The sequence below is a fragment of the Pseudoclavibacter sp. RFBJ3 genome (assembly GCF_002931375.1).
Lineage (GTDB): Bacteria > Actinomycetota > Actinomycetes > Actinomycetales > Microbacteriaceae > Pseudoclavibacter.
The window spans coordinates 362,666-385,147 of record NZ_PSXZ01000004.1; the positions used below are offsets into that span (position 1 = coordinate 362,666).

General features: G+C 67.5%; 18 protein-coding genes. 9 read left to right on the forward strand and 9 right to left on the reverse strand.

Going from position 1 to position 22,482, the window contains the following annotated elements:
- Positions 1-3 precede the first annotated feature (3 nt).
- Positions 4-1,341: a type I glutamate--ammonia ligase gene (gene glnA, locus C5E07_RS05530; RefSeq protein ID WP_104241365.1), complete on the forward strand. Its 1,338-nt coding sequence runs from the start codon at positions 4-6 to the stop codon at positions 1,339-1,341.
- 3 nt (positions 1,342-1,344) lie between these two features.
- Positions 1,345-4,362, forward strand: a complete 3,018-nt coding sequence (locus C5E07_RS05535; protein ID WP_104298717.1) for a bifunctional [glutamine synthetase] adenylyltransferase/[glutamine synthetase]-adenylyl-L-tyrosine phosphorylase — start codon at positions 1,345-1,347, stop codon at positions 4,360-4,362.
- 58 nt (positions 4,363-4,420) lie between these two features.
- Here the strand turns inward: C5E07_RS05535 and C5E07_RS05540 are convergent, their stop codons facing one another.
- Entirely contained in the window at positions 4,421-4,747 is a 327-nt protein-coding gene (locus C5E07_RS05540) for a hypothetical protein (protein WP_104298718.1), read from the reverse strand.
- 134 nt (positions 4,748-4,881) lie between these two features.
- Positions 4,882-6,306 carry a type I glutamate--ammonia ligase gene (gene glnA / locus C5E07_RS05545; protein ID WP_068492563.1) on the reverse strand — a complete coding sequence of 475 codons (1,425 nt, stop codon included), beginning with the start codon at positions 6,304-6,306 and terminating at the stop codon, positions 4,882-4,884.
- 169 nt (positions 6,307-6,475) lie between these two features.
- On the opposite strand from glnA (C5E07_RS05545), the gene C5E07_RS05550 reads away from it, so the two are divergent.
- Positions 6,476-6,901 (forward strand): RDD family protein, encoded by a 426-nt coding sequence (locus C5E07_RS05550; protein ID WP_104241362.1) that lies wholly within the window; start codon positions 6,476-6,478, stop codon positions 6,899-6,901.
- 36 nt (positions 6,902-6,937) lie between these two features.
- Here the strand turns inward: C5E07_RS05550 and C5E07_RS05555 are convergent, their stop codons facing one another.
- Positions 6,938-7,657 (reverse strand): DUF4191 domain-containing protein, encoded by a 720-nt coding sequence (locus C5E07_RS05555; RefSeq protein WP_104298719.1) that lies wholly within the window; start codon positions 7,655-7,657, stop codon positions 6,938-6,940.
- A gap of 116 nt (positions 7,658-7,773) precedes the next feature.
- On the opposite strand from C5E07_RS05555, the gene C5E07_RS05560 reads away from it, so the two are divergent.
- The gene (locus tag C5E07_RS05560; protein WP_104298720.1) at positions 7,774-9,501 is read left to right on the forward strand and encodes a hypothetical protein; all 1,728 of its coding nucleotides are present in this window, start codon (positions 7,774-7,776) and stop codon (positions 9,499-9,501) included.
- Positions 9,502-9,506: 5 nt separating this feature from the next.
- On the opposite strand, the gene sucB is transcribed toward C5E07_RS05560, so the two are convergent.
- The 3 genes from sucB to C5E07_RS05575 form a co-directional block, all read right to left on the reverse strand.
- The gene (gene sucB / locus C5E07_RS05565) at positions 9,507-10,988 is read right to left on the reverse strand and encodes a 2-oxoglutarate dehydrogenase, E2 component, dihydrolipoamide succinyltransferase (RefSeq protein ID WP_104241359.1); all 1,482 of its coding nucleotides are present in this window, start codon (positions 10,986-10,988) and stop codon (positions 9,507-9,509) included.
- 32 nt (positions 10,989-11,020) lie between these two features.
- Positions 11,021-12,394 (reverse strand): dihydrolipoyl dehydrogenase, encoded by a 1,374-nt coding sequence (lpdA, locus tag C5E07_RS05570; RefSeq protein ID WP_104298721.1) that lies wholly within the window; start codon positions 12,392-12,394, stop codon positions 11,021-11,023.
- A gap of 118 nt (positions 12,395-12,512) precedes the next feature.
- On the reverse strand, positions 12,513-13,979 hold the full coding sequence (locus tag C5E07_RS05575) for a leucyl aminopeptidase (protein WP_104298811.1): 1,467 nt from the start codon (positions 13,977-13,979) through the stop codon (positions 12,513-12,515).
- A 102-nt stretch (positions 13,980-14,081) separates the two neighbouring features.
- Between C5E07_RS05575 and C5E07_RS05580 the strand changes: the two genes are divergently transcribed.
- From C5E07_RS05580 to C5E07_RS05590, 3 genes are all read left to right on the forward strand, one after another.
- The gene (locus C5E07_RS05580; protein ID WP_104298722.1) at positions 14,082-14,996 is read left to right on the forward strand and encodes a proteasome assembly chaperone family protein; all 915 of its coding nucleotides are present in this window, start codon (positions 14,082-14,084) and stop codon (positions 14,994-14,996) included.
- Positions 14,997-15,097: 101 nt separating this feature from the next.
- Positions 15,098-16,414 carry a nitrate/nitrite transporter gene (locus tag C5E07_RS05585; RefSeq protein ID WP_104298723.1) on the forward strand — a complete coding sequence of 439 codons (1,317 nt, stop codon included), beginning with the start codon at positions 15,098-15,100 and terminating at the stop codon, positions 16,412-16,414.
- Between the two features lie 131 nt (positions 16,415-16,545).
- Positions 16,546-17,952 carry an RNA polymerase sigma factor gene (locus C5E07_RS05590; RefSeq protein WP_104298724.1) on the forward strand — a complete coding sequence of 469 codons (1,407 nt, stop codon included), beginning with the start codon at positions 16,546-16,548 and terminating at the stop codon, positions 17,950-17,952.
- A gap of 87 nt (positions 17,953-18,039) precedes the next feature.
- Here the strand turns inward: C5E07_RS05590 and C5E07_RS05595 are convergent, their stop codons facing one another.
- Entirely contained in the window at positions 18,040-18,279 is a 240-nt protein-coding gene (locus C5E07_RS05595) for a hypothetical protein (RefSeq protein ID WP_104241354.1), read from the reverse strand.
- Between the two features lie 228 nt (positions 18,280-18,507).
- On the opposite strand from C5E07_RS05595, the gene C5E07_RS05600 reads away from it, so the two are divergent.
- Together C5E07_RS05600 and C5E07_RS05605 are read left to right on the forward strand one after the other, a co-directional pair.
- Positions 18,508-19,791 carry a Mur ligase family protein gene (locus tag C5E07_RS05600; protein WP_228496586.1) on the forward strand — a complete coding sequence of 428 codons (1,284 nt, stop codon included), beginning with the start codon at positions 18,508-18,510 and terminating at the stop codon, positions 19,789-19,791.
- Positions 19,788-20,546: a type 1 glutamine amidotransferase gene (locus tag C5E07_RS05605; RefSeq protein ID WP_104298725.1), complete on the forward strand. Its 759-nt coding sequence runs from the start codon at positions 19,788-19,790 to the stop codon at positions 20,544-20,546. Before C5E07_RS05600 ends, C5E07_RS05605 begins: the two co-directional genes overlap by 4 nt.
- A 69-nt stretch (positions 20,547-20,615) precedes the next feature.
- On the opposite strand, the gene C5E07_RS05610 is transcribed toward C5E07_RS05605, so the two are convergent.
- Together C5E07_RS05610 and C5E07_RS19630 are read right to left on the reverse strand one after the other, a co-directional pair.
- The gene (locus tag C5E07_RS05610) at positions 20,616-21,668 is read right to left on the reverse strand and encodes an alanine racemase (protein ID WP_104298726.1); all 1,053 of its coding nucleotides are present in this window, start codon (positions 21,666-21,668) and stop codon (positions 20,616-20,618) included.
- On the reverse strand, positions 21,665-22,345 hold the full coding sequence (locus C5E07_RS19630; protein WP_219819482.1) for an alanine racemase C-terminal domain-containing protein: 681 nt from the start codon (positions 22,343-22,345) through the stop codon (positions 21,665-21,667). The genes C5E07_RS05610 and C5E07_RS19630 overlap by 4 nt, the downstream gene beginning before the upstream one ends.
- Positions 22,346-22,482 lie beyond the last annotated feature (137 nt).

The following is a 22,482-nucleotide window of genomic DNA, read 5'->3' on the forward strand; positions in this document are numbered from 1 at the left end:
CGAGTGGACAAGCAGCAGGACTTCGTACTCCGCCAGATCGAGGAGCGCGGGATCAAGTTCATCCGCCTGTGGTTTACGGATGTTCTCGGAACACTGAAGTCCGTGGCAATCGCACCGGCGGAGGTGGAGGGTGCCTTCAACGAGGGCATCGGACTCGACGGCTCAGCCGTCGAGGGGTTCACGAGGCGGTCTGAGGCCGACATGCTCCTGCACCCGGATCCGTCGACGTTCCAGATGCTCCCGTGGCGCGGTGAGATCGACCCGACCGCTCGGATGTTCTGCGACATCTCCACTCCGGACGGGCAGCCCTCGGTCACCGACCCGCGCCGCGTGCTTCGCCGCGCGCTGGACGTGGCGTCGGCGCAGGGCTTCACCTTCTACGTGCACCCCGAGATCGAGTTCTACCTGCTGAAGTCCGACGAGGCGCTCAGCGGCGAGCCGGTGCCGGCAGACAACGCTGGCTACTTCGACAACGTGCCAGGCGGAACCGCTCACGACTTCCGTCGTCGCGCAGTGCGCATCCTGGAAGACCTGGGCATCTCGGTCGAGTACAGCCACCACGAGGCTGGCCCAGGCCAGAACGAGATCGACCTCAGGTTCTCGGATGCGCTCAACACGGCCGACAACGTCATGACGTTCCGCACCGTGGTCAAGGAAGTCGCCATCGAGCAGGGCGTGTACGCCACGTTCATGCCCAAGCCGATGTGGCAGCACCCTGGCAGCGGCATGCACACGCACGTCTCGCTCTTCGAGGGCGACACGAACGTGTTCCACGAGCCGGGCGCCGAGTACCAGCTGTCGAAGATCGGCAGGCACTTCGTCGCGGGTCTCCTCAAGCACGCGCCGGAGATCACGGCTGTGACGAACCAGTTCGTCAACTCCTACAAGCGCATCTGGGGCGGAGACGAGGCCCCGAGCTACGCGTGCTGGGGCCACAACAACAGCTCTGCGCTCGTGCGCATCCCGACCTACAAGCCCAACAAGGGCGGCTCGGCTCGGGTCGAGTACCGCGGCATCGACTCCGCGGCCAACCCGTACCTCGCGTACGCGGTCCTGCTTTCGGCCGGCCTCAAGGGCGTGTCGGAGGAGTACGAGCTTCCCGCCGAGATCGAGGGAGACATCTGGGAGATGTCGCCGCGTGAGCGCAGCGTGCTCGGCTTCGATCCACTGCCGTCGAGCCTCAACGAGGCCATCGCCATCATGGAGAACTCGGAGCTTGTCGCCGAGACGCTCGGAGAGCAGGTCTTCGCCTACTTCCTCGCGAACAAGCGTGCGGAATGGAAGCAGTACCGCGCTCAGGTGACGCCCTTCGAGCTCGCCTCGAACCTGCACTCCTTGTAAGCCGTGCGCTCTGACGGTCTGCGAACGCGCCTCGCGAGGGCGGGTTTCGCTGCGCCCAGCGAAGCCGAGCCGCGCCTTGTGGAGCTCGCCGAGCTGACCGGGGTGCGTGCAGACGACGTGTTCTCCGTCGTCGACGAGCGCGTCGCCGATCCGGACCAGGCGCTCCAGTGGCTCGTGTATCTCGCGCGGCAGCACCCGAGTGCCGTCGACTCGCTGTTCGCGGAGCGACCGAACGCCAAGACGGTCGTCCGTCTGCTCGGGGCGTCGACAGGCCTGGCCGAGTTCTTCCTGCGCCACCCGCGCACGATGGAGGTCGTGCAGTCCGGCGAGTCCGAGCTGCCGACCCGTGCCGAGCTGCAGCGCCGGATGGCGGCGAGTGTCGGCGTCGACGCCGACCAGGCAGATGCCGACGGCGGATTCGGCATGGCCGTCGCGCAGATCACAGGCTCTGAGGCGATTCGCTCGCTCCGCATCCGCTACCGCACCGAACTGGCCCGCATCACCGCCTTCGACCTGGCCCAGGACGACCAGCGCGGATGCGTCCGCGAGGTGAGTCGTGCTCTTGCCGACCTCGCGGGAGAGACGCTGGATGCCGCGATCATGGTCGCCCGTGCAGAGACCCAGGCGCCGCCGAGCGGATTCGGACGCTTCCCAGCCGAGGACGTCGAGTGCGTTCGCCTCTCGGTGATCGGCATGGGCAAGGCCGGCGCCGAGGAGCTCAACTACATCAGCGACGTCGACATCATGTTCGTCGCCGAATCGTCCGATCCGGAGCGCGTCGCTGTCCCGAAGGCCGTCGAGATCGGCACGAGGCTCGCCAGCCTCACGATGCGCGTCATCGACTCGACGGACATCGAGCCAGCGCTCTGGGAGGTGGATGCGAACCTCAGGCCGGAGGGCAAGGACGGTGCGCTCGTGCGCACGATCGACTCGTACGCCCGCTACTACGAGCGGTGGGCGAAGAACTGGGAGTTCCAGGCACTCATCAAATCCAGGGCCATGGCGGGCGACCTGAGGCTCGGAGAGGAATTCGAGCGCCGCGTCGAGCCGCTGATCTGGGCGAGCGCCAGCCGCGCGGACTTCGTCGACCAGGTACGGGCGATGCGCGAGCGCGTGACCGAGCACATCCCTGCAGAGGAAGTCGATCTGCAGATCAAGCTCGGACCTGGCGGGCTCCGCGATATCGAGTTCACCGTCCAGCTCCTGCAGCTCGTGCATGGTCAGCATGACGAGACCGTGAGGGAACGGTCGACGCTCGCGGCGCTCGAGGCGCTCAGCGAGGGCGGTTACATCGGGCGCGACGACGCGAATCAGTTCTCCTCCGACTACGAGTTCCTTCGCCTGCTCGAGCACCGGATCCAGCTGCGTGCCCTGCGGCGCACGCACCTCATGCCGACGAGCGACATCGAACGTGCCGTCCTGGCTCGCTCGGCGAGCTTCGCGAACTCACGCGAGCTCACCGACGAGTGGCAGCGGGTGAAGCTCCGTGTCCGCGGTCTGCACGAGAAGGTCTTCTATCGCCCACTGCTCTCCGCGGTCGCGGCGCTGCCCACGGAGGGGTTCGCGCTGAGCTCGGACCAGGCGGAGGCTCGCCTGCGCGCCATCGGATTCCTCGACCCGCGGGGCGCGCTCGCGCACATCACTGCGCTCGTGAAGGGGGTGTCCCGCAGAGCGATCATGCAGCGCACGCTGCTGCCGGTGCTCATCGACTGGTTCTCGCAGGGCAGCGACCCCGACAGCGGATTCCTCGCCTTCAGGAAGCTCTCGGAGCGGCTCGGCGACACCGCGTGGTACCTGAGGCTCCTGCGCGACAGCTCGGCGGCGGCCAAGCGGCTCACGCAGCTGCTCTCCGGCTCGAAGTTCGCAGCAGAGTTCTTCGAGCTCTACCCGGAGGCGGTGAAGTGGCTGGACGACGACGCCCAGCTGAAGCCTCGCACCCTCACCGCGCTGCTCGACGAGGTCGCCACCACGATCCGCCGCCACGACGACGAGGTTGCCCTTCGGAGGGCCCTTCGCACGTTCCGTCGACGCGAGGTCCTGCGCCTGGCCATCGGCGGTCTCCTCAGCCTCATCGACATCAAGCAGACGGGAGCCGGTCTCTCCGACATCGCGACGGCGACGCTCCAGGGTGCATACGACGCGGTCCGACGCATCGACAAGGTCGAGTACCCTCCGTTCGCGATCATCGCCATGGGCCGCTACGGCGGTCGCGAGCTCGGCTTCGGCTCGGATCTCGACGTCCTCTACGTCTTCGAGAAGGGCGACTTCGAGAACCCCGACCTGGCGAGTCGGCGAGCCCTGTCGCTCGTGCACCGGATCGTGGAGTTCACGGCCGACCCGCGCATGCCGATCGACCTGGATGCGGGGCTCCGCCCTGAGGGCAAGTCCGGGCCCCTCGTCCGGTCGCTGTCCGCCTACCGCAGCTACTACGCCCGCTGGTCGCTCGGCTGGGAGACCCAGGCGCTGCTGCGTGCCCACGACGTCGTCGGGGATGCCAACGTGCGTGACCGCTTCATGGACCTCGTCGACGAGGTCCGGTACGGCAAGGAGCTGTCCGAGGACGGCCTTCGCGAGGTGCGGCGCATCAAGGCGAGAGTCGAGAACGAGCGGCTGCCGCAGGGAGCGGACCCGACGCGACACCTCAAGCTCGGGCGCGGCTCGCTGAGCGACGTCGAGTGGCTCGCCCAGACCCTGCAGCTGCAGCACGCGACGCACCGCACATCCCTTCGGACGACGTCGACGCTCGGCACCATCGACGCCGCACAGGACGAGGAACTGCTCACGCCGACCGACGCCAATCAGCTGCGCGACGCCTGGCTGCTGGCCTCGCGGGTGCGCTCGGCGCTGTACCTGGCGACGAACAAGCAGTCCGACCTGCTGCCCCAGGACGGTCCGACGCTCGATGCGGTCGCACGTGCGCTGGGCTATTCGCCGGGCTCTGGCCCACATCTGGAGGACGACTACCTCGGCGAGACCCGCCGCGCTCGTCGCGTGTTCGAGCGACTCTTCTACGGCGAGTAGCCGCCCGCTCCATGCTCCGTCAGACGCGGACGAGGCACGAGGATTGAGAGCCTAGGACCTAGGACTGCGCGGACTGCTGCTCGATGATGGCGCGCTCGAGGCTGTCGGCGATCAGGACCGCGTCGAGGCCGGACTGCTTGCCGATGCCGACGGCGTGCTGGGCCTCGTGCGAGGCGAGTGCCTGCAACGCGGACTTCGGCGTCGTGAACTCGTGGGCGAGGAGCTCGTCGATGGCGCTGTCGACGTCCGCGTTGTGCCGGTGCCAGTCCTCGCTCTGCGGCTCGGACGAGAGCCGACGGACGGCCGCGGCGTGGATGCTCGCGGCGAGCCGCTTGTGGTGGTCGATCGCGGCCAGAGCCTGCTCGTGGAGTTCTGCTTCATCCATCCACCCAGCCTGCCATGCCGTCCAGCGCCTACCTGGACGGCACGGAGGTGCCGGCGTGCACATCGCCACGCGCAAAACGCCCGGCCCGCCTCGCAGCTTGCGAGACGGGCCGGGCGTGGAGCTACCGCGACGAGTTAGACGCCGTAGTAGAGCTCGAACTCGTACGGGTGCGGACGCTGCGCGAGCGGCTGCACTTCGTTGACCGTCTTGTAGTTGATCCAGTTCTCGATGAGCTCCGGCGTGAAGACGTTGCCCTTGGTGAGGTACTCGTGGTCAGCCTCGAGAGCTGCGAGCGCCTCAGGCAGCGAGGTGGCGAGCTGCGGGATGCTCTTCGCCTCTTCCGGGGGAAGCTCGTAGAGGTCCTTGTCGACGGGCTCGTGCGGCTCGATGCGGTTCTGGATACCGTCGAGGCCTGCCATGAGCTGGGCCGCGAACGCGAGGTACGGGTTGGCCGAGGCGTCCGGTGCACGGAACTCGATGCGCTTCGCCTTCGGGTTGGAGCCCGTGATCGGGATGCGGATCGCAGCCGAGCGGTTTCCTGCCGAGTAGACCAGGTTGATGGGAGCCTCGAAGCCCTTCACCAGGCGGTGGTAGGAGTTCGTCGTCGGGTTGGTGAACGCCGCGAGCGAGTTGGCGTGCGCAAGCAGACCGCCGATGTACCAGCGAGCCGTGTCGGAGAGCGAACCGTAGCCGGCCTCGTCGTAGAAGAGCGGCTCGCCGTCCTTCCAGAGCGACTGGTGCGTGTGCATGCCCGAGCCGTTGTCGTTGTAGAGCGGCTTCGGCATGAACGTGGCCGACTTGCCCCACTGCTCAGCGGTGTTCTTGACGATGTACTTGAACTTCAGGATGTCATCTGCAGCGCTGACCATCGTGTCGAAGCGGTAGTTGATCTCCTGCTGCCCGCCGGTGCCCACCTCGTGGTGCGAGCGCTCGAGGATGAAACCAGCCTCGATGAGCTTGAGCGTGATGTCGTCGCGCAGGTCTGCCGTCTTGTCGACGGGGGAGACGGGGAAGTAGCCACCCTTGAACGGCGTCTTGTTGCCGAGGTTGCCGCCCTCTTCTTCGCGGCCGGAGTTCCAGGCGCCCTCTTCGGAGTCGACCGAGTAGAAGCTCTGGTTCGACGTCACGGAGTAGCGCACGTCGTCGAAGATGTAGAACTCGGCCTCTGGAGCGAAGAACGCCGTGTCAGCGATGCCCGTCGAGGACAGGTAGTCGACAGCCTTCTTCGCGACCTGGCGCGGGTCGCGGTGGTAGATCTCACCGGTGCGCGGGTTGTAGATGTCGAAGACCATGATCAGGGTCTTGGCGTCGCGGAACGGGTCGAGGTACGCGGTCGTCACGTCGGGGATGAGCTGCATGTCCGACTCGTGGATCGACGCGAAACCGCGGATCGAGGAGCCGTCGAAGAGCTGGCCGACGGAGAAGAACTCCTCGTCGACGGTCGACGCGGGGATGTTGAAGTGCTGCTGCACACCCGGGAGGTCGGTGAAGCGGATGTCGAGGAACTTGACATCGTTATCGGCGATATAGGCGAGGACTTCAGACGGTTCTTTGAACATGGCTTCTCCGGGTCGTGTCGAAGGTGTTGGCGGACGGGGTCCTGTCACAAGCTAACCACTCGCTGTTGCCCCTTGGTCACTGTTATGTTTCGTGCACGTTACGCAGAGCGTGATATGCAGGGGCGATCGGGCACCGAGGAGGCTCGGATGGCGAAGGTAAGCTGTCCGGATGCCCGCACAGTCAAGCAGTCCGGAGTTCGCACGCCCGGAGAACAACCGCTACCCGGGCTACCGCCTCGGCTACCCCGAGGAAGGGCGAGGCTCGATAGGGCCCATGCGTCGACGCATCCCCGCCCTCATCGTGGACTACGCCCTCGCTGCCGGCGTCGCGTTCCTCTTCTTCGACTACGAGTCGATCGCGATCCTGCTCCTCTTCTTCTCCATGAGCTCTGTGGGCATCATGCTCTTCGGGGGTTCGGCGGGACACCTGCTGTTCCGGATGCGCGTGACCAGACTCGATGGCTCAGCTCCCGGCTACGTGCGTCCCCTCATCCGCCAGCTCCTCGTGACGCTCGTGCTGCCCATGCTCGTCTGGGACAGCGACCAGCGCGGCGGCCACGACATCATGACAAAACTCGCCCTGCGGCTCGTGTAGAGCGACAGGGCGAGTCTCTGGCGGGGATGCTGCGGATCAGCGCATCTGCGAACGCGACGAGCGCATCCGCATCGGGTCAATGCCCTTGGGGATCGGGAGCGCGTTGCTGCCGAGCGCCTTGAGTCGGCTCGTCACGGCGACGATCTCCGGCTTGGTGAGCTTCTTCGGGAGCTTGTTGAGGGTCTTGCGGACCTTGACGAGCTTCACGTCGTCGGCGCCCGTCCCCACGTGGAAGTGGTGGATGGGCACGTTCGGCAGGATTCGCGCGGTCTTGCGGCGCTCGTCGTCGAGCAGTCGCTTGGTGCCGGACTTGCTGCCCTCGGTGAGGATGACAACGCCGGGCTTGCCGATCGCACGGTAGACCGCATCCTGCGTCTTCGCGTTGAAGGCGACCGGCATCTCGCTGGTTTGCCAGGTTCCGCGCATGGCGCTGGTGAGCACCTGGCCGGTTGCACCGGCGCGCCCTTCGAGTTGCCCGAAGGCCACCCGCTCGGCGCGCCAGTTCAGCGTGAACATGAAGAGGAGCACGCCGACCATGAGGCCGAGGATCATCGTGAGGATCCAGATGAGCGCGTTCGATCCAGGCAGGAAGATGCTCACGAGCGCTGCGATGATCAGGGGGACGAGCACGGCAGCGGCCATGATCCAAGGTGCGGTCTTGTCGTACTTGACCGTCATCTTGAGGACTTGCCAGATCTGCTTGAAGCGACCTGGTTCTTTTTCCGCTGCTGCGCTGGCTTGTGGAGAGTTCGCCATAGTGCATCCAGAATACCGGCACTTCACCCCGTATTCACATTCGGACTCGTGACGACTTCTCCACAGACGATGAAGCTGGTGCACTCCGCTGATGTGGGGACCGTCAGACTCCCGTTGTGCGAGCCAGAAATCTGCCGGGAACCGACCGCCTCGACCGCCCCGAGTACTTCGACGTCGTGGGCTGGCGGGTCGTCGAGGTGCTCGACGATACCGGCGCCTGGCATCGCCTCCTGGCGGTGTCGAGGGAGCAGGCGGCACCGGATGAGGAGGAATGGCTCTCCGGGGCAGCAGACGTCTCGCAACCGCAGCTTCCTGCCGCAGCTCTCAACGGCACGGTTGAGCTTGTCGTGGAGGTCGAGGCGAGCGGGGGACCGACGCTCACCGAGCTCTGCGAGGTCTTCGACGAGGTCAGCGCCCCGAGCATCCCCGTGCTGCTCGACATTGGTCTGACGGATCGCCGAGAGGCCGTGGCGGTCCTCGAGGCGACGATCGGATCCAGCGTGGGGGAGCTGCTCGACCGGCCATACCCCCTCGCGACCGGTGAGATCGTGACGATCCTCGCCCCGCTCGCCGAGACGCTCGCCGAGCTTCACCGAGCGGGCCTCGCTCTCGGCGGCTTGGGCCTCGAGGACGTTCGGCTCACCGCTCAGGGGCGACCCGTCGTCAAGAGGTGGGACACGCTGTCACGCCTCGAGGGGTTCGACGACCGGCTGCAGCCCGGCATCGTCCGCGACTGGAAGGCCTTCGAGGGCTTCGCCGATCTGGTCCTCGCGCAGCTGCCGACCGAGCTCGAGCTGCCGGCGGCACTCGAGCGCGAACTCGACAGGTGCTTGAGCGGTGATGTGGATGCTGAGCTGCCCGAGCGCCTGCTCGACGCGCTCTTCGCCTGGCACGATGCCAGTGACATCCAGGACCCGGCTGCGGGAGAGCGCTCTCCACGTCGGGCCTTGCTGGCGCATGAGTCGACGCTGCCGCACGTGGTTCCGGCTACCGGCGGGCACGATGACTTCGATCCTGCGGGTGCCGACACACGCCGCTTGACCAGTTCGCTGCTCGACGGCGATGACGACGACGCAGGCGGGGACTTCGCCGAGGCAGGCGCTGCAGGCAGAGACGTCCGCCTCGAGCACTCCGTGCGGGCCCGAGGGGAAGCCAGACGTCGAGATCGCCCCGAGGCCGCCGATCAGCGGGCGTCTCGCGGTGGGCGGAGCAGGAGGCGGCAGCGGGCGCGTCGGCAGCCCGGTTTCCTGCGCCGCACGCTGGGCACCATCAGGCTGCCTTTTCGCATCGCGGCAGCTGCCGCAGTGGTCCTGTGCATCTGCGCCGCGGCGCTGGGGCTGCTCGGTGAGGTACCTGGTGGGGGAGAGGATCCGGCTCCGAGCGTGCGAGCGAGCGATGCCGGGCCCGCACACACCGCTGAGTCGGGCCCTCCGAGCTCCGGGAACCCGCCGGTGAACGAGACGATGCCCGTCGCCGACTCAGCTGGAGCCCCTGACTGGCGCGCACGCGCCATGGCGGACGATCCGACCGTCGCCGTGCTGGCCCTGGTCGAGCGGCGGGCCGAGTGCCTTGCCAGCGAGACCGCCGGTTGTCTCGAGGAGGTGTACCAGAGTGACGCGCCGGGCCTGCACGCGGACCTCGCCCGCGGTGGGGGCGCAGCAGACCAGCTCGCGGGACTGACAGCGGCGACACTCAGGGATCGCTACGGCGACCTCGTCGTGGTGGATCTGTGGCCGGCGGACGCGATCCAGGCCGCAGAGACACCACCGGCCTCCCTCACGATTGCTCGTGGGGAGGCCGGCTGGCGTCTGCGGGATGTCCGAGGAGCGGCAGCTCCTCAGTGACGGCTCTAGAGTCCGAGCTGTCCTTCGAACGCGCCCTCTTCGAGGCGGTTCTTCACCTGCGAGAGGAAGCGAGCAGCGTCGGCACCGTCGATGATGCGGTGGTCGTAGCTCAGCGCGAGGAAGACCAGCGAGCGAATCGCGATGGACTCCTGGCCGTCTGCCGTCTTCACGACAGCCGGACGCTTCGCGACGATCCCGGTCCCGAGGATCGCGCTCTGCGGGAGGAAGACGACGGGCGTGTCGAACAGCGCGCCGCGCGAGCCCGTGTTCGTGACCGTGAACGTTCCGCCGGCAAGCTCGTCCGGGAGCAGCTTGTTGTCACGCGTGCGCTCGGCGAGGTCAGCGATCTGGCCTGCGAGGCCGGCGATGTCGAACTGCGACGCCTTCTTGATGACCGGCGTGAGCAGGCCGCGCTCGGTGTCGACCGCCATGGCGATGTTCTCGGACTCCGGGTAGACGATGGAGTCTCCGTCGACCGTGGAGTTGATGATCGGGAAGCTCTGGAGCGCTTCTGCCGCCGCGAGGGTGAAGAACGGCAGGAACGAGAGCTTGTTGCCCGTCTTCGCGTGGAAGTCGCCCTTGACGCGGTCACGCAGCTGCGCGATGCGAGTCACGTCGACCTCGACGACCGTCGTGAGCTGGGCCGTCGAGTTCATCGAAGCGACAGCACGCTCGGCAACGACCTTGCGGAGACGCGACATCTTCGCCGTCGTGCCACGCAGCTCGGAGACCTCGAACGGGGTGGGCTCGCCGGGGGTGCCGGCCGAGGCTGCCGCTGCCGGAGCTGCGGACTTGCTCGACTCAGCGAAGGCGACGACGTCTTCCTTGCGGATGCGCCCGCCGACTCCGGTGCCCTGGACCTTAGAGAGGTCGACGCCAGCGTCTGCCGCGAGCTTGCGAACGAGCGGCGTGACGTAGCGGGGGTCGGAGCTCGAGGCGGCCTGCGCCGTCTCACCAGCCTGCTTGGGCTGCGAAGGCTGCTTGGGCTGCGCCGGCGGCTTCGGAGCGGAAGCGGACTGCTGCGCCGTCTGCGCGGCAGGGGTCGCTGCCTGCTTGGCGGGAGCCTCAGACGTCGTCTCCTTCTCGGGAGCCGGCTCTGCGTAGCCCTCGTCTTCCTTGTCTGCAGGGGCCTCTTCGGCCTCGGGAGCCGCGGCGGGCTGCGAGGTCGACTCGGCTGCTTCCTCGACCTCGGGCTCGGCCTGAGCCTCTTCGGCCGCAGGAGCGCTGTCGTCGGAGGACGACGCGCCGGAGCCGTCGCCGAGGCGAGCGAGCACTGCGCCGACCTCGACGGTCTCGTCTTCGCCAACGAGGATCTCCTCGAGGACGCCGGCGATGGGCGACGGGATCTCGGTGTCGACCTTGTCCGTCGAGACCTCGAGCAGTGGCTCGTCGACCTCGACGGTGTCGCCGACGCTCTTCAGCCAGCGGGTGACGGTTCCTTCGGTGACACTCTCGCCGAGTGCCGGGAGCGTTACGTCTTCGCTCATGATGTGGGTTCTCCTTGAGTGGTTCTGGCTGGTCAGAGGGCGTGCAGCGGGACTCCGGCGAGCAGACGCGCTGCCTCGCCGATCGTCTCACCCTGCGTCGGGTGGGCGTGGATGAGGTGCGCGACGTCCTCTGGGTAGGCCTCCCAGTTGACGATGAGCTGAGCTTCGCTCACGAGCTCGCCGACGCGGCCGCCGATCATGTGGACACCGACGATCGGGCCGTCGTTGACGCGCACGAGCTTGACGGTGCCGCTCGTGCCGAGGATCGAGCTCTTCGCGTTGCCCGCGAGGTTGTACTCGGCCGTGGAGATGGCGTCGTCGCCGAACTTCTCCTTCGCCTTCGCCTCGGAGTAGCCGACAGATGCGATCTCCGGGTCGGAGTACGTGATCTTCGGGATGTTGATGTCCTCGACCTGCACGGGGTTGAGGCCGGCGATCTGCTCGGCGACGAAGATGCCGTGCTGGTAGCTGCGGTGCGCGAGCTGGAGGCCGGGAACGATGTCGCCGATGGCGTAGACGCCGGGGACGTTGGTCTGCAGCGTCTCGTCGACGGGCACGAAGCCGCGGTCCGTCGTGACGCCGACCTCTTCGAGGCCGATGCCGTCGGTCACGGGGCCGCGACCGACCGCGACGAGGAGCAGGTCGGCGTCGAGCACGTCGCCCGACTCGAGCTCGACGTGCACGCCGTACTCGTCCTGCGTGACGCCCTTGAAGCGGACGCCGAGCTTGAAGTCGATGCCGCGCTTCTTGTACGCGCGCTCGAGCTGCTTGGAGACGGACTCCTCTTCAGCGGGAGCGAGGTGCTTGAGGCCCTCGACGATCGTGACCTCGACGCCGAACGAGCGCCAGACGCTGGCGAACTCCAGGCCGATGACGCCGCCGCCGAGGATGACGACGCGGTTCGGGAGCCACTCGAGCTCGAGCGCCTGCTCGCTCGTGATGACGTTGCCCGAGATCTCGAGGCCCGGCAGCGAACGCGAGAAGGACCCGGTTGCGAGGACGACGTTCTTGCCCGTGAGCGTGTCGTCCCCGACCTGGACGTTCGTGGGGGAGACGAGCTTGCCCTCTCCCTGGAAGATGGTGACGCCCTTGGCCTTCAGGAGGCCCTGGAGGCCCTTGAACTTGCTGGCGACGATGCCCTCGCGGAAGGCGTTGACCTTCACGATGTCGACGCCCTGGAACTCGGTGAGCACGCCGACCGATGATGCCTCGTGTGCGTTGTCCGCAAGCTCTGCCGCGTGGAGCATGGCCTTGGTAGGCACGCAGCCACGGTGGAGGCAGGTGCCTCCGAGCTTGTCCTTCTCAACCAGAGCGACGGTTGAGCCCAGCTGAACGGCGCGGATAGCTGCGGCGTATCCCGCACTTCCTCCGCCAAGGACGACGAGGTCGAAATTGTGTTCTGACACCCGGAAAACTCCCTCAATGGAATTCATAGAGAAGCGGCGGCCGGTTTCTGGTCGCCACGCGCGGCGAAATTACCCCTCAGGCAAGCCTACACGCGTCGAACTGGCAGGAATAACCAGCTCAGGAACGGGACTCGAGCAGTGCGATGAGCGTTCGCACCATGACGCCGGTGGCGCCCTTGGGGACGTAGCCGTAGGCGGTCGAGGTGTTGTTCGAGGGGCCCGCGATGTCGAGGTGCACCCAGGGGATGGTGCCTTCGCCGTCGGCTCGTTCGCCGACGAAGCGCTCGAGGAACGCGGCCGCGACGAGCATGCCGGCCGAGCGGTTGCCGGAGCGCATGTTGGCGAGGTCAGCCACGGGGGACTTGAGCGTTTCGCCGACCTCCTCCGGGATGGGCATCGCCCAGGAGGGCTCGCCGATCGAGCGCGATGCCTCGATGACGCTGCTGATCCAGGCGTCGTCGTTGCCCATGACCGCGGTGGTGCGGTCGCCGAGGGCCACGATCTGGGCGCCGGTCAGCGTCGCGATGTCGATGATGAGGTCGGGGTGCTCCTCGCTGGCTGCGGCGATGCCGTCGGCCATGACGATGCGGCCCTCTGCGTCGGTGTTGGTGATCTCGACGGTCTTGCCGCCGTAGATCGTCACGACGTCGTCGGGGCGTGTGGCCGTGCTCGAAGGCATGTTCTCGGCGATGCAGAGCCAGCCCGTGATGGCGACCTTGATGTCGAGCTCGACCGCGGCCTGGAGAACGCCGACGATCGTCGCCGCTCCGGCCATGTCGAACTTCATGCCGACCATGGAGCCGGCTGGCTTGAGCGAGAGCCCGCCCGTGTCGAAGGTGATGCCCTTCCCGACGAGCGCGACGTGCAGCTGCGCGCCCTCCGGCCGGTAGTCGAGACGGACGAGACGTGGGCCGCGCGAGGAGCCCTGTCCGACGGCCGTCAGGCCGCCGAAGCCCCCATCGCGCAGCTGCTCGGCGTCCCAGACCCGGGACTCGATGCCCTTCGACTCTGCGACGCGCACCGCGATATCGGCGAGGGCGGCCGGAGGGAGGTCGTTCGGTGGCGTGTTGACGGCATCCTGGACCAGAGCGACGGACGACGCGATGGCGCTCACCCTGGCGATCTCGGCGGACGCGCGAGCCTCATCGGCAGTCACGACACTGATCGTCGCCAGCGCGGCGTCATCTTCCTCGGACTTGTAAGGCGTGAAGCGGTAGCTGGCAAGGACGGCGCCGAGGAGGACTGCCTCGCGGATCGCGGGGTCGAGGGCGTCGACATCGATGGAGATGGCCGAGGTGGTGACCGCGCGAGCGAGGGCACCTCCTGCTCGCCTCGCCTGCTCCTCGTCGCTCGCGTCGCCGAGACCGAGGGCGATGGCCGCCCGGACGCCGCCCTCGACCGGGATGGCGATCTTCTGCGTCTCGCCGCTCTTGCCGAGGAAGCCCGTGGCCTCGAGATACGGCTCGAGATCCGGCAGCCCGGCGGGAGCCGAGACGGTGAGCGATTCCTCCAGTCGGATCACGGGGAGCACCAGCAGCTGTGCATCGGGAGCGGATTCGGCGAGTTCCAGGGTGGCAAGCGTCATGCAGGCCAGCATATTGCGAGCGCGCGGAGCCACGGCTGCCGTCTCGTGCGCCAAGCGCGAACGCCCGTACCAACGTCAGCCTTCCGACCTAGCATTGGAGCCATGAGCGAGACTGAGCGCATCTTCCGAGTGGCTGCCGCATGGCATGACGTCCCTGCAGGCCTGCCCCTCATCGTCGCGCTGCGTGGTGGTCACGACGCCGGAGCCGTGGCGGCGCAGGTCTCCGACGAGATCATCGGTCTCGACGAGGACGCCCGGATCGTCGCGGAGTTCGATGTCGACGAGCTCTACGACTACCGCGCGCGACGCCCGATCGTGTCCGTCTCGAACGGTCGAGTGAAGTCCGTGTCGTCACCTCGTCTCGACCTCAGGCTCGTCGCCGACGAGCTCGGCCAGGAGTTCCTATTCCTCTCTGGCTTCGAACCGGACTACCGGTGGCGGCTGTTCAGCGAGGCGCTCGTGGATGCTGTCGACGCGCTCGAGGTCTCCTCGACGACCTGGGTGCACGCCGTGCCCATGCCGGTTCCCCACACGCGTCCCATCCGCATCGCGGCGACCGGCAATCGCGAGGAGCTCGTGGATTCCCTCTCCGTGTGGAACCCGACGACCGAGGCGCCGGCTCACGTCATGCAGTACTTCCAGGTGCGGGCTGAGGAGCTCGGCCATCCCGTTCTGAGCCTCGCGATGCTGATTCCGCACTACGTCGCCGACTCCTCGGTGCCGGCAGGGGCAGTCGCGGCGCTGTCCGCTCTGGGAAGCGCGACCGGTCGCATGATCGCCACCGAGGCGTTGCGTGAGCGGGATCGCACGTTCCGCGCTGGCGTCGATGCCGAGCTCGAGTCCAATCCGGACGGGCAGAAGCTCATCCACGCCCTCGAGACGCAGCACGACGCCTACCTGCAGAATCTCGCGGTGACCAACGACTTCGAGGACGCGGCCGGCGAGCTGCCCTCTGCAGACCAGCTCGCCGCGGAGATCGAGCGCTATCTGGCGCTCGGACGCGACGACGACGCCTGAGGTCCTGCCCGGGCTCGTCCCGGTGGCCGTTTCGGTATGACGGCCTTCTCGTCTGCGCCGTGTGGCGTGTCCCGGTGGCGGGACGCGAGACAATAGTTCAGATGAACCGCCGCCTTGCTCCCGCGATGTTCGCCATCACGGCGATCGCCTACATGGTCGCCGTCACGCAGCGATCGTCACTCGGGGTCGCCGGCGTGCTCGCCAGCGAGCGTTTCGAGGTCGGGGCCGCTGCGCTGTCGACGCTGGCCGTCGCGCAGCTGGCGGTCTATGCCGCTCTGCAGATTCCGGTCGGCATGCTGCTCGACCGATTCGGGCCGTCGAGGCTCATCCTCGTCGGGGCGCTGCTCATGTCCGGAGGGCAGCTGATCGTGGCGCTTGCGCCGGAACTCGGTGTCGCGGTCATGGGCCGGATGCTCGTCGGTGCCGGGGACGCGACGACCTTCGTCTCAGGGCTCCGGATCATCGCCGCGTGGTTCCCGCCGCGGCGGGTGCCGGTCTACGTGCAGTGGTACGGCAACCTCGGCCAGCTGGGACAGGTGCTCTCTGCTGTCCCGTTCGGCTTCCTGCTGCGGTCCACGTCCTGGACGCCGGCGTTCCTCTCCGTCGCGAGCCTTGCGCTGATCACCTCGGTCGCGGTCGCGGTGTTCCTGCGGGACAGCCCGGAGCTGCGCAGAGCCGGCGAGGCGATCAGCATCCGTGGCGTCATGGGGAAAGTCGCCCAGGCCGCGCGCCGACCGGGAACGAGGCTCGGCTTCTGGGCGCACTTCACGACGCAGTTCCCTGGAACGGTCTTCGGCCTGCTGTGGGGGTTCCCGCTCATGACGCAGGGCATGGGGCTGGAGCCGGCCCTTGCCTCGTCGCTGCTCCCCGTGATCGTGCTCGCGGGAATGGTCCTCGGCCCATTCCTCGGGGTGCTCACGGGGCGATACCCGCTCCGGCGGTCCAACCTCGTGCTGATCTGCGCCCTGCTCATCTTGGGCGTCTGGGTGGCGATGCTCCTGTGGCCCGGCCTGCCGCCGCTCTGGCTCCTGGTCGTGCTCCTCGTCGTGATGGGCATCGGCGGCTCGGGCTCGGCGATCGGCTTCGACTACGCCCGCACCTTCAACCCCGCTTCGAGCCTCGGATCGGCGTCCGGCATCGTGAACGTCGGGGGTTTCGTCGCGAGCTTCACGACCATGTTCCTGATCGGCATCTCGCTGGACGGGCTCGGCATCGGCGTGGCGGGAGCAGTGGACTGGCAGCAGTACAAGCTCGCGTTCTGGGTGATCCCCGGCATCATGCTCATCGGGCTGAGCGGCCTGCTGCTCAGCAGACGACGCACGAGGGGCCGCATGGCGCGCGATGAGGGAATAATCATCGACCCGCTCTGGGTTGCAATAGGCAGGAGATGGTTCGGGTCGGGTAGGCGTGGGATGTGAATCTCACGCGTGAATCCAAGGTTTCTCCCGAAACCGTGCCATAATCAACGGATGGACCCTGCGGGTCTGCCTCTGCGCAGACTTGACAAGGGCCTTCCTTATGCCCGCACCGTGACGAGAGGGGTCTGAACATGGCGACACGCACGGGAGCTACCACGGCTACTGCAGAAGCAACCGAGGACATCAAGAAGGCGCCAGCGCGCAAGCGCGCAGCGCCGGTCAAGAAGGCGAGCGCCGAATCGAGTGCCGCTGTCGAGACCGAGAGCGCAGCTGACGAAGCAGCGGGCACCAAGAAGCCTGCCGCGAAGCGCGCACCCGCGAAGCGCAAGGCAGTGACTGCCTCGGAGGGCGCGCCAGCCAAGGCTGCGCCCCGCAAGCGGGCGGCGACGAAGAAGAAGGCTGAAGGCGACGAGCCGGAAGACGGCGTCGAAGAAGGCGAGATCGAAGAGGTCGATGTCGACGCGGATGCGTCCGATGCCGTCGACTCCGACGACGACTCGGTCAAGCCGGCCGACCCGAAGGACGCGAAGGCGGACTCCGAGAAGGCGCGCGTCAAGGGAGCCATCGTGCTCACGCCGAGTGACGACGAGGAAGAGACCCCGGTCTACTCCGCTGCGATCACCGGCGCTACGGCCGACCCCGTCAAGGACTACCTGAAGCAGATCGGAAAGGTCGCGCTGCTGAACGCGGCCGAAGAGGTCGACCTCGCCATGCGCATCGAGGCGGGCTTGTTCGCCGCCGAGAAGCTCAAGGAGCAGGAAGGCGAGCTCGACAAGCAGCTCGTTCGCGAGCTCAAGTGGGTCTCCCGTGACGGCGATCGCGCGAAGAGCCACCTCCTCGGCGCCAACCTCCGACTAGTCGTGAGCCTCGCCAAGCGGTACACGGGGCGCGGCATGCAGTTCCTGGATCTGATCCAGGAGGGAAACATGGGCCTCATCCGTGCGGTCGAGAAGTTCGACTACACGAAGGGCTTCAAGTTCTCGACGTACGCCACCTGGTGGATCCGTCAGGCGATCACGCGCGCAATGGCCGACCAGGCGCGCACGATCCGCATCCCGGTGCACATGGTCGAGGTCATCAACAAGCTGGCTCGCGTTCAGCGCCAGATGCTGCAGGACCTCGGTCGCGAGCCCACGCCTGAGGAGCTCGCCAAGGAGCTCGACATGACGCCCGAGAAGGTCGTCGAGGTGCAGAAGTACGGTCGCGAGCCGATCTCGCTCCACACGCCGCTCGGTGAAGACGGCGACAGCGAGTTCGGTGACCTCATCGAGGACACCGAGGCTGTCGTTCCAGCCGACGCAGTGAGCTTCACGATGCTGCAGCGTCAGCTCGAGTCGCTGCTCGACTCGCTTGCAGAGCGCGAAGCCGGCGTCATCCGCATGCGCTTCGGCCTCGGAGACGGCATGCCCAAGACGCTTGACCAGATCGGCGACACGTTCGGCGTGACCCGCGAGCGTATCCGCCAGATCGAGTCGAAGACGATGGCGAAGCTGCGTCACCCGTCACGCTCGCAGTCGCTGCGCGACTACCTCGAGTAGGCACGAATCCAGTACGACGAAGGCCCGGATGCTTGCATCCGGGCCTTCGTCGTACGCGGTCGAACCGCGGTGGTGTCTCGGTGGCGGCTACTCCGCCGGCTGGCCAGCCGCAGCCTTCTCGCCGTGCAGGCGCGAGGTCTCGTCGTGCCAGGCGACCGCCTGCTTGCGGAGCTTCTCTTCGTGGCGCGTCGCGTGGTGCGCGCAGAAGAGGAGTTCGCCGGCGCTCAGCTGGACGCGGACGTAGGCCTGAGCTCCACACGCGTCGCAACGGTCTGTTGCGGCAATTGGCGCCGAGTCGGTGCGCAGGGCCGTTGTGCTTTCCGTCATGATGCCTCCAAAGCTTCAGTGATCTGCCGATCAGGACAATTAGAGCACGGGCACCGGATTCCCGTGTGCTTTCGGCGGTCAGGTTCGCCCTGCGCGTAGCAGTGTTTCACCCGCGTGACGACCCGGGGTCCGTCGTGGGCGCGTGAGATACTGGCCGCGGTCGGCGAGCCGGGGGATTCTCGCCGCAGACGCTGACGCGCACGTGGTTGCGCAGGATGAGGAGTGTGCATGGGTGGCAAGCTGCGGCGGATGATCGCCGTCGGTCTCGGACGGAGCGCGCGCGGAGCGATGCGTCTCCGCGGAGGCGGCTCAGCAGTCCCCGGCAGAGTGGCGCTCGCCATCTCCCCGGACTTCCTCGAGACGGCCGTGGCGAAGCTCCCGCTCGGCGTCATCTTCGTCTCCGGGTCGAACGGCAAGTCGACGACGACGCACTTCCTGACCCGCATGCTTCGGCGGCACGGGCTCCGGGTGTTCACGAACTCCTCCGGCGGCAACCTCCCGCAGGGCATCGCGTCGTCGATGCTCCCGGATGTCGACGTCAACGGCAACCTGCGAGCGGACATCGCTGTCCTCGAGGTCGACGAGGCCTACGGGCCCCGCCTGCTCCCGCACCTGCATCCACGCGGGGTGCTGCTCCTCAACGTGCAGGTCGATCAGCTGAACCGCTTCTACGACCCGTCTCGGGTCACTGAGTTCCTCAGGACCATCGCGGCCGCGTGCGGCGACTTCAGCGTCCTGAACGCCGATGACGCATCGCTTCGCGGACTTCCCGTCTCGCTGGATGCGCCGGTGACCTGGTTCGGGGTCGCCCCTGAGCTCATCGAGCAGTCCCCGAATGGTCTCTCGAACTTCGATGACATCTCAGCCGCGAGCGTCGAGGTCGCCGCAGGCGAGCGCGCCGTGCAGGTCGTGGCACTGCAGGGGCGCGATGCGACGCTGCGGATCGGCGACGAGGAGCTGGAGATCCGTCTCCCCGCGCGTGGCCTGCACTACGCGCTCGATGCTGCTGGTGCAGCGGCGACTGCTCAGCGCATCCTCGGCGATTCCTTCGTTCCCGCGCTTGTCGCGGAGGCGCTCGGCGAGTCGCAGACCGTGTACGGGCGTGGTGAGGTGATGAGCGTCCGCGGGGAGGACATCGAGATCATCATGATGAAGAACCCGCCGAGCCTGCAGATGAACCTCGATGCGCTCGAGGAGGCTCCGGAGCAGGTGTTCGTCTCCGTCGACGAGGGAACCCCCGACCCGTCCTGGATCTTCGGTGCCGATCTCAGCCGCCTCGAGCACGTCGACGTTGTCTCCGGCACGAAGGCTTGGCAGATCGCGACGAGGCTCGGCTACGGCGACATTCCGGTCGGTCTCGTGGAGCCCAGCCTCGGGGAGGCGCTCGAGAAGTTCCTGGCACTGCCCAAGCCCAGCCGCGGCATGAAGACCATGATCGTCAACTACGAGCAGATGATGTCGATTCGCCGGCGACTCGGGCAATCGGGTATCGAGGGGAAGGTCAACTCATGAAGCTGCGAATCGCTCACCTCTACCCGGTGGAGCTCGGGATCAACGGAGATGTCGGCAACGTCACGGTGCTCGCGAAGCGTGCGCGCGTGCGCGGCTTCGATGTCGAGGTGGTGAACGTCGGACGTGGGGCGGCCTCGCTGCCCGGTGACATCGACCTGCTGCACGTCGGCTCCGGCCCTCTTGCTGCCGTGCAGACGGTGCAGGCTGACGCGCTGCAGCACGCTGAGCAGCTCCGCGACCTCGTCGCGGCTGGCCTGCCGCTGCTCGCGATCGGCGGAGGGTGGGAGCTGCTCGGATCGAGCATCACCCACGATGACGGCGAGCTCACCGGTCTCGGCGTCTTCTCCTCCAGGGCTGTCCGGGAGCCGGCGCAGAGCGTCGCGGAGACGGTCGTGCGCACCCCGGGTGGACTCCTCGCGGGGTTCGCGAACCACAATGCCGTCACCTCCCTCGACGCGGGGTCGGAGCCGCTCGGCGAGGTTGTCCGTGGGTTCGGCAACGGCGGCTCAGCTGCGGAGAACAGCGGAGCCGAGGGCGTGCAGCGCCTGGGCGCGATCGGGACGCACCTGCACGGCCCCATCCTCGCCTTGAACCCCACGCTGGCAGACCAGCTCCTCCAGCAGGCCGTGCATCGTCACGATGCTGACCGCACGCTCGGAGACGGCGGAGCGGAGCTGGAACGACTCGACGGCTGGTCGCAGAACGCACGCCACGCGTTGATGCGGAGAATCGGCGTGTCCGCTCCAGCAGTCTGACCCAGAAGTCTGACGGTCTGACCGTCTGAGCGACGCGCTGGCGTGCTTCAGCGCACGCCAGCGCGTCGCTCAGCGGCGGCTGAAGCTCCGCGGGACGCGGGAGGTGAGTCCCGTCACGATCTCGTCGCCGACGGTGTCGCCCCACACCGCCCATTGCTCCGCGGTCGCCTCTCCCTGCGAGCCGTCGCCGAAGACGATGCAGGGTGCGCCCGCCGAGATGCCATCAGCATTGCTCGGGAGCGCGACGACCGTCTCGTCGACGCCCACCTCGACGACCGGTGCGACGTGTCCATCGACAACCACGTAGGCGCCTGAGTCGGGGTCGGACTGGATACCGTCGCCGAAGCCCACGGCGATGCTCGCGAGGCCGTGGCGTGCATCCAGGACCGGGGCTCGCAGCTGCATGGCCGGCCTCAGCCCGAGGTCCGCCGCGCTTCGATCGCCGAACGGCGAGATGCCGTAGGCGGCGATGCCGACCCTCACGAGGTCGAAGTGCGCCTCGGGCAGATCGATGACGGCCGCGCTCGCTCCGAGATGGAGGAGCTCGAACTCCGCGCCGAGGCTTCTGGCTTCGTCGACGGCGGCCTCGAACAGGGCCGTCGATGCGAGGTCGGCACTGTGCGAGGTGTCGGAGAGATGGCTCCACGCGGCGACGACCTCGAGCTTGCCGAGCGACTGCAGCCTGAGGGCCTCCGTCACGAACTCGGCCCAGCGCGGCTGGTCGGCGCCCCCGCGGTGCAGGCCGGTGTCGATCTTGAGGTGCACTCGTGGTGTACGCGCCGCGTCGCTCGCCGCAATCGCCTCCAGCTGCCAGAACGTCTGCACGCCGAGGTCGACTCGCGCTTCTGCCGCGGCCGCGAAGTCGGTGTCCTGGCCATGCATCCAGGCGAAGAGGGGCACCTCCACGCCTGCAGCGCGGAGATCGATCCCCGCGGTCGACTCCAGAACGCCGAAGGAGGAGACCCCAGCCTCCAGCCCCGTGCGCACGACCTCGTGCAGGCCGTGCCCATAGGCGTTCGACTTGACGGCAAGCATGAACTGCGAGCCGGAGGCAAGCTCCTTCAGGGCGCTGATGTTGTGGCTGATGGCCTCGAGATCGACGTGCGCCGTTGCGCGGCTCATGTGTAGCTCCGTTCGAATCGGGGACTCATCCGGCTCGCGATGGCCGCAGCTCGCAGGCCGGTCGCATGCTGCCAGTCGAGGATGCTCGGCTCGCCGACGGCCGGGTCGCCGAAGAGGGTCGCCAGCTCGCCCGGCTGCGCTTCTGCGCCGAGTAGGTCGACGGAGAACTGGTCCATCGAGATGGCGCCGACGATGGTGCGCGTCTTCCCGCCGATGAGCACGGATGCGGTGTTCGAGGCACGGCGGACAACCCCGTGGGCGTAGCCGACGCCGACGAGTGCGAGCTGCGTCGCTTCCGTCGTGACGTAGCTGTACCCGTAGGACACGCCCTCGCCGGCTCCGACATCCTTCACGGCCAGGATCTCGGCGCTCACGCGCATCGCGGGCCGGTAGGCGCGATCCGTGAGCCCGAACAGGGAGCCGCCCGTGATCCTGTCGGAGTTCACGGAGTCCGCGTCGAGCAGCTTCGTGCTCAGATGCGACAGGGAGGCGCGCTCGAGCCCAGGGGAGACGATGAAGCCGTCGTATCCCTCGCTGTCGAGTGCTTCTGCGACGCGGAGAGCGCCATGGCCGTAGGCGTCTGCGCGCAGGTCGGCGTAGCTGGCCGTCTCCGAACCGAGGAGTCGGGTCGAGTTCTCGCGGATCGCGCGGAGGTCGATGTGGATGCGTCTGCGCACCGGCTCGGGAGTCTGCACGTTGTGCCCTCTCTGGTCGTCGCTGGCGTGGTCAGGCTAGCACCGGCGGTTCGGGGGCCCGCTGAGGCGCGCGTGTGGGCGCTGTGGTGTGGGAGCCGCGAGAAAGCCCGCATCCGGTC